At 63.7% G+C, this 7,160-nt stretch carries 5 protein-coding genes; 4 read left to right on the top strand and 1 reads right to left on the bottom strand.

The window, feature by feature from the left end; all coding sequences use genetic code 11:
• Nucleotides 1-185: 185 nt before the first annotated feature.
• The gene (gene cls, locus QMC96_12960) at nucleotides 186-1,661 is read right to left on the bottom strand and encodes a cardiolipin synthase (protein MDI6877665.1); all 1,476 of its coding nucleotides are present in this window, start codon (nucleotides 1,659-1,661) and stop codon (nucleotides 186-188) included.
• An 879-nt stretch (nucleotides 1,662-2,540) separates the two neighbouring features.
• Between cls and QMC96_12965 the strand changes: the two genes are divergently transcribed.
• From QMC96_12965 to QMC96_12980, 4 genes are all read left to right on the top strand, one after another.
• Nucleotides 2,541-3,914, top strand: a complete 1,374-nt coding sequence (locus tag QMC96_12965; protein MDI6877666.1) for a phosphomannomutase/phosphoglucomutase — start codon at nucleotides 2,541-2,543, stop codon at nucleotides 3,912-3,914.
• Between the two features lie 582 nt (nucleotides 3,915-4,496).
• Entirely contained in the window at nucleotides 4,497-5,762 is a 1,266-nt protein-coding gene (locus QMC96_12970; protein MDI6877667.1) for a UDP-glucose/GDP-mannose dehydrogenase family protein, read from the top strand.
• Between the two features lie 245 nt (nucleotides 5,763-6,007).
• Nucleotides 6,008-6,808, top strand: coding sequence for a sugar phosphate nucleotidyltransferase (locus QMC96_12975; protein ID MDI6877668.1), 801 nt, complete (start codon nucleotides 6,008-6,010; stop codon nucleotides 6,806-6,808).
• A gap of 13 nt (nucleotides 6,809-6,821) precedes the next feature.
• The coding region (locus QMC96_12980) for a glycosyltransferase family 2 protein (protein MDI6877669.1) at nucleotides 6,822-7,160 on the top strand (339 nt) is incomplete at its 3' end.

Consider the following 7,160-nt stretch of genomic DNA (forward strand, 5'->3'; position numbering starts at 1 on the left):
CCCTCCCCCTGTTCCCCCACCCCGCAAGTCACGATAGCCTCGAAGGGAGGTGTGCACGACATCCTGCATTCCTGCTACCACATGGTTCGGGCTAAAGATGCATCGTGATCACCCGCGACTGGAAGGATTTTTCTTGAATAAAATCTCCTGCACGCCCCGCCCGATCCCCCGCTCACGGGAGCCGGTCAGAGCAGGGGCGCAAAAAGCCTCGACACCGCCTCCTTGGTCTTCACGGACAGGGGCCGCTTCCGGTACGCCTCCCGCGTGATCTCGGTGCTCGCCCGCAGATCGTCTTCGAACATCCGCATCAGTTCGGCGGCAACCGCGCAGTCGTAGATGAAGGCGTTCGTCTCGTAGTTGAGACGGAAACTCCGCAGGTCCCAGTTTGCGCTCCCGATCGAGGCGACGGCGCCGTCCGCCACGATGGTCTTGCTGTGGAGGAAACCCCCGTTGTAGGTGTAGGCGCGCACCCCGGACTCCAGGAGCTCTCCCAGGAAGGAGCGGGTCGCCCAGAGGACGAAGGGGTGGTCGGGCCGATCGGGGACCATGATGCGGACATCGACGCCGGAGAGCGCCGCCACCCGCAGTGCGCTGATTATGCCCGGGTTCGGGATGAAGTAGGGGGACTGGATCCAGATGCTCTCCCGCGCGGTGACGATCATCTTCAGGTACGCCTCCTCGATCTCGTTCCAGCGGGGGTCCGGACCGCTCGACACCACCTGGATGGCGGTCCGCCCCCGCTTCTCCGGCGGCGGGAAGTAGCGGGGCTCTCTCTGCATCTTCGTCTTCGAGGAGCGGTTCCAGTCGGTGATGAACCGCAGCTGCAGGAGGTGGACGGCGCTGCCGCAGATCCGGATATGCGTGTCCCGCCAGTAGCCGAAGTGGGGGTCCTTCCCCAGGTACTCCTCCCCGATGTTCAGCCCGCCGATGTAGCCCGCCCGCCCGTCGATCACCGCGACCTTGCGGTGGTTGCGGTAGTTGAGGCGCAGGTTGAGGGTGGGCAGGATGAACGGGAAGTAGGCGGCAACCTCCCCGCCTGCCGCCTTCAGTTCCGTAAAGAATCCCGGAGGCAGCCTCCAGCCGCCGATGGCGTCGTAGAGGAAGCGGACCTCCACGCCCTGCCGGGCCTTCTCCGCCAGCAGGGAGACGACCCGCCTCCCGAATGCGTCGTTTCTGACGATGTAGAACTCCAGGTGCACGTGTTCGCGGGCGGCCCCGATCTCGGCGAGCATCGCCTCGAACGCCCTACCGCCGTCCGCGTAGATCTCCACGCAGTTGTCGCGGGTCAGCAGGGCGCGGTTGTTGCGGAGCAGCATGCGGACCATGCCGAGGTAGGGGTTGAGCGGGGCTTCGGCGAAGGCGAACGCGTGCCTGTCGATCCCCTCCTGCTGCTCCTCGACGCTGTGGTCGAACGAGAGGACGTCCCCCGCCTTGAACCCCACCCTCTCGTCCCCGGGGTAGCTTCTGCCGAGCAGCAGGTAGAACACGAAGCCGACAACGGGCAGCAGAAAGAGCAGGAAAAGCCAGATGAGCGCGACCGTCGGGTTCCTCCGCTCGAGATAGACGATCAGCACGGCAAAGACCATGTCGAGCAGCAGCACGACCAGCGCCAGGTTCACGATCCCGCTCCCGGAGATGCCTGCAGGATTCCGGTTTGCCATCTCTAAATACCTTTTGAGGGGTATGGCGGGCAAACGCTCGGACGAACAACGATCGGGAGTATGTTGCGGCGCGTTCGGGTCCGGCTCCCTCGTGAGACGCCGCGATCATCGCGAAGGGGCGTCTCCCTCCAGAGGCGAAAGTGTCTGCCATGGAGAGCGAGCGGATCCGCCGTCGAGGCTCGCTGGAGGCTATTCGGATGGACTCCCCTGTCCTGCTTCGGGAACGGGGAGGTGCCGGACCTCCCCGTCCGGGTCTGTCATAGGGCGACGCCGGGAGTACTTCCTTATGCTCCCTCTCCTGCATTGCGATCGGGTCTGCACTGGACGGGGAGCCCGTCCGATCTCTGTCGAGCGGGTCCGCCTCGCGGGCAGCAGCAACCATGTCAGGATCCTCAAAACTCTCTCCCGATGGTGAGGATGAGCAGCATGCGGCTATCATTGTGCAGGGGTGGGTAATTGGGGGAGAGGGCCCTTCCCTGCGATACGTCTCTGTATATGCCGCAGGAAGACTGCAACGGGATTGCGGGACGGAACGGTACAGACCCGGATAGGAATTGGGTCTCAATCGGGATGGCAGACCGCATACCTCAACCCCCTCGATGCGACAGGGATCGTCTCTCCCAGAACAATCTTCCGAAGAGCATCCTTTCCGGAGTTCTCCCCGTGCACGATCGCGTTCGCCTGCCCCGCTCATCCTGGCAGGGGGAGCGATGCGGTGCGATACCGGGGTGCGAATAGGGGATCAGGACTCCCATCCGAGACGTGCGGAGCGTGGCTGGCCGTGCAGCGGACAGGTCTCTCCCCGCCCCTGCTGACCCTCCCGAGCGTCACCATAAATAGCCGGCAGGGATTACCCTCCTCCAGAGTGAATGCCAGATGATGAACCCAGCCATTTTCCGGGCATACGATATACGCGGCGTCTACGGGCAGGACTTCGCGGAGAGGGAGGCAGAAGCGATCGCACGGGCGTTCGCGACGATGCTGTCGCCGGAGACCGTCGTCATCGGGGGCGACAACCGCTTCTCCACGCCCCCGCTCCGCGAAGCCCTGGCGCGGGGCCTCCGGGCGAGCGGCGTGGACGTGATCGACGTGGGAACGGTCCCGACACCGCTCCTGAACTTCGCCGTCATCCGCTTCGGCGCGGACGGCGGGATCATGGTGACCGCCTCGCACCTGGAGAAGGAGTACAACGGCTTCAAGCTCGCGATGCGGCAGGCGATCCCCCTGATCGATACGGAGATCCAGCGCCTGAAGCGGATCGTCGAGGAGGACGGATGCGCTCCTCCCGCAGAGCGGCCCGGTCGGTTCCGGGAAGAGGCGGTGGCGGAGCTCTACCGAAAGGACCTCATCCAGAAGATCTCGATCCCCGACGGCACAGTGGGGCTCAAGGTCGCCGTGGACACCGGGAACGGCACCGGCGGGCCGGTGATCCGGAGCATCCTCGATGCCCTCGGCGTCGAGGCGATCTACCTCTTTAACGAGCCCGACGGCAATTACCCGAACCACCACCCGGACCCCACGGTCGAGGAGAGCCTGGACCCTCTCCGTGAGACGATCCAGGGCGAGAACTGCGATCTCGGGATCGCGATGGACGGCGATGCCGACCGGGTGGTCTTCCTGGACGACAGGGGGCAGGTGGTCCGCGGCGACCAGGCCCTCGCCATCTTCGCCCGCGACGCCCTGGCTGCAGGACCGAACGCGAAGATCCTCTTCGAGGTGAAGTGCTCCCGCCTCCTCCCGCAGGACATCGAGGCCCACGGCGGCATCCCCGTGATGGGGCGGACCGGCCACAGCTTCATCAAGCGCCGCATGAAGGAGGAGCCCGAGATCGCCGTCGCCGGGGAGATGAGCGGCCACTTCTTCTTCCGCGCGTTCCACAGCATCGACGACGCCTTCTATGCGAGCGCGAAGATGATCGAGATCCTCTCGCGGTCGGGGAGGAGACTCTCCGAGATCCTCGCCACCCTCCCGCGGTATTACTCCACCCCGGAGATCCGCATCGGGGTCCCGGAGGAGCGGAAGTTCGCCATCGTCGAGGAGGTAAAAGAGGAGTTCCGGCGGATGAAGGGAGAGGGGGCGGAGATCGGGATCGTGGATACCGACGGCGTGCGGGTGGAGTTCCCCGACGGCTGGGGGCTGGTGCGGGCGAGCAACACCTCGCCGTACCTGATCCTGCGGTTCGAGGCGGAGGACGAGAAGAGGCTCGAGGAGATCCGGGATTCTTTCATGGCTGCGGTGCAGAATAAACTCTGAATAGGGGACTCTTTCGAGATCCTCATCGGGAGCATGGCGACGGCGCTCCGGTGTTCCCCGGATACAGGTATCGCTGCCCCTTCGTGCGACAGAGAGGCTTTTCCCCGGTAATCATCGCACGATCCCCCTCTCCGGGGGAAGAACCGTCGACGGGGTATCCGGGGACAGGTGCAGAGATGCACCGCGGATCTTCCCGTGCCGAATACCTCTCGATTCCTTCCAGGAGAGATTGTTCGCCTTGAACGACCATGCTCCCGAATCGGATTCAGAAATTGCTCCGTTTCCCGATATCTCTTTTCGATTAACACATATACCCCGACATCGAAACATTATCCCTGATTTTACTCGATTCCCGTGATGGAGGATGGAAACGGTAGCCCACAAAGAAGCAAATCCCGGCAGGCATGCGATGCACGCTCGCAATAATCAGCCTACATTCCCGCATATACCCCATCCTCGCCGCGATTCCCCTGAACTACCCGCATTCGAGCACGCATCCTGGTTCAGAACTGCCTGTCTTGCACGCCAGAAGAAGAATCCGGGGGCACTCATGGGCTTTGATAAACCCGGGGAGGGCCACGGATGATCATCTCGGTGATCGGTGCCGGCTATGTAGGTCTGGTCACGGCGGCATGCTTCGCCGAGCTGGGGCATACCGTCCACGCAATCAACCGCACCCCCGAGAAGGCGGAGATGATCAACGCCGGTATCCCGCCCATCCACGAACACGGTCTCGAAGAACTGCTGAAACGGAACGCCGGCAGAAGGTTGCTGGCCGGTACGGATTACGGGCCTGTCTCCCGCTCCGACCTCATTTTCATCTGCGTGGGCACCCCTCCGGCCGAAGACGGCAGCGCCGACCTCTCCATGCTCAAGGCGGCGAGCCGCTCCATCGGGGATACGCTCGCAGGGAGCGGACGCTCCCACGTGGTGGCGGTGAAGAGCACGGTCCCGCCCGGAACGACGGATCGTGTCGTCAAACCGCTCGTCCTCGAGCATGCGGGGCAGAGCGATATCGGGTTTGCCATGAACCCGGAGTTCCTTCGGGAGGGCAGGGCGGTGCAGGACTTCCTGCACCCCGACCGCATCGTGATCGGCTGCGACGATTCGCGATCCTTCGACACTGTCGCTTCCAGCTACAGGGGCATCGATGCCCCCATCTTCCGCACGGGCATCGTCGCCGCCGAGATGATCAAGTACGCCTCGAACGCGTTTCTCGCCACCAAGATCTCCTTTTCCAACGAGATCGGGAATATCTGCAAGCGACTCGGGATCGATGTCTACGAGGTGATGAAGGGCGTCGCACTGGACCACCGCATCTCCCCGCACTTCTTCGATGCCGGGGCCGGCTTCGGCGGCTCCTGCTTCCCGAAGGACGTCTCCGCCCTCATCCACCTCGCAAGGGACCTCGGCGAGGACCCGGTGCTCCTGCGATCCGTGATGGACGTGAACGAGCGGCAGCCGCTGCGGATGGTCTCCCTCCTCGAGCAGCGGATTGGCGACCTTCGAGGAAAACGCATCGCGGTCCTCGGCCTCGCTTTCAAGGAGGACACCGACGACATCCGGGACTCGCGGGCGATCCCCGTCATCCGCGAGCTCCTCCGGAAGGGGGCCTCCATCGCCGCCTACGATCCCCTGGCGATCCCCGCCATGCAGGCCCTCTTCCCCCGGGTGGAGTATTGCACCACCGCGAGAGATGCCGTGAAGGGGGCGGATGGCTGCCTGGTGATGACCGGGTGGGCGGAGTTCCGCGATCTCGACGGTGCATTCGACCGCATGCGGAACCGTGTCATCATCGAGGGGCGGAGGATCCTTGCAAGGGAGGACAGAGAGGGCATATGCTGGTAGGGCACCACCCTGCACGGAGGGGGGCACCTCCCGAATGCACTCTACCGGATCCATCTCTTTCAGGCTTCCGCTTTACCGCGGTGGAGTGTGTCCATCTCCCGTTTCCGGACCGATACGGGAAAATGAGATCGTTAATATGAACATACGGAGAGAACGATAATTACCATGGCAATTGTCCCTCGCTCTGCGGGAGCCTGCACTCCAACCCGCAGGAAGCCCCATCCATGCAGCAGAGGGGAGGGGGCATGACCGTAAAACAGGGCATCATCCCGGCCGCCGGCTCGGGGACCCGTCTCGGTCCCTTCACGAACGCGATCCCGAAAGAGCTCCTCCCCGTCGGGGAGAAGGCCGTGATCGAGCACGTCGTGGAGGCGATGCAGATCGCCGGCATCGAGAATATTGCGATTGTGGTCAGCCCCCACAAGCACGGACTCTCCGATTACCTGGGTTCGGGAAGGCGCTTCGGGGTCCATTTCACCTACGTGGTGCAGGAGGAGCGCCTGGGGCTGGCCAATGCCGTCGCCGCTGCCGAGCACGTCATCGACGGCACCTTCGCGGTCGTCCTCGGCGACAACTTCTTTGCTCCGAAGACCTTCCTCGCCGACCTCATTGCCTACCACGCGGAGCACCGCCCCGACACTACCGTGGGCGTCGCCGTGGTGGAGGATGTCACCCGCCACGGGATCATCCGCCCCGACGGGGACCGCATCACCGGGATGGTCGAGAAACCCCGCCCCGAGGAGGCCCCGAGCAGCCTGGGGGCCCTCGGGGCCTATGTCTTCGAAACCAGCATCTTCGACGCCATCGCCCGCACCCGCCCCGGCCACAAGGGCGAGTACCAGCTCACCGACGCGATCCGACTCCAGGTCGACGGAGGGATGGACGTCCGCTACCGCGTCATCGACGGTATCCATATCGACGTCGGGACGCCGCACGATTTGATGCGGGCGAACGAGTGGTATTTGCGGGAGAATAGGCACATGGACGATACATCTTCAATTCAGACCGGGCACCAGCAGGAGAAAACGATCCGGGACAACCCCTGAAGGGCACGCAAGCATGAAACTCATCGTAACAATCCCCGCATACAACGAAGAGCACTCAATCGGCGACGTCATCAGGGAAATCCCCCGCACCATGGACGGGATCGACCGGGTCGAGGTGCTCGTCATCAACGACGGCTCGACCGACAACACGGTGGAAGTCGCACGAAACGCCGGCGCCGACCACATCATCTCCCACAAGAGGAACCTCGGGCTCGCAAAAGCCTTCCGGGACGGCCTGAACGCCGCCGTAGAACTCGGGGCGGATATCGTCGTCAACACCGACGCCGACTTCCAGTACAACGGAATGGAGATCCCGAAACTTCTCCAGCCCATCTTCGACGGAAAGGCGGAT

The sequence above is a fragment of the Methanomicrobiales archaeon genome (assembly GCA_030019205.1).
In the GTDB taxonomy this organism is placed as follows: Archaea; Halobacteriota; Methanomicrobia; order Methanomicrobiales; family JACTUA01; genus JASEFH01.

Coding starts and splice junctions, on each gene's coding strand:
- QMC96_12975 (MDI6877668.1), top strand. CDS start 6,008: ATGACCGTAAAACAGGGCATCATCCCGGCCGCCGGCTCGGGGACCCGT.
- cls (MDI6877665.1), bottom strand. CDS start 1,661: ATGGCAAACCGGAATCCTGCAGGCATCTCCGGGAGCGGGATCGTGAAC.
- QMC96_12965 (MDI6877666.1), top strand. CDS start 2,541: ATGAACCCAGCCATTTTCCGGGCATACGATATACGCGGCGTCTACGGG.
- QMC96_12970 (MDI6877667.1), top strand. CDS start 4,497: ATGATCATCTCGGTGATCGGTGCCGGCTATGTAGGTCTGGTCACGGCG.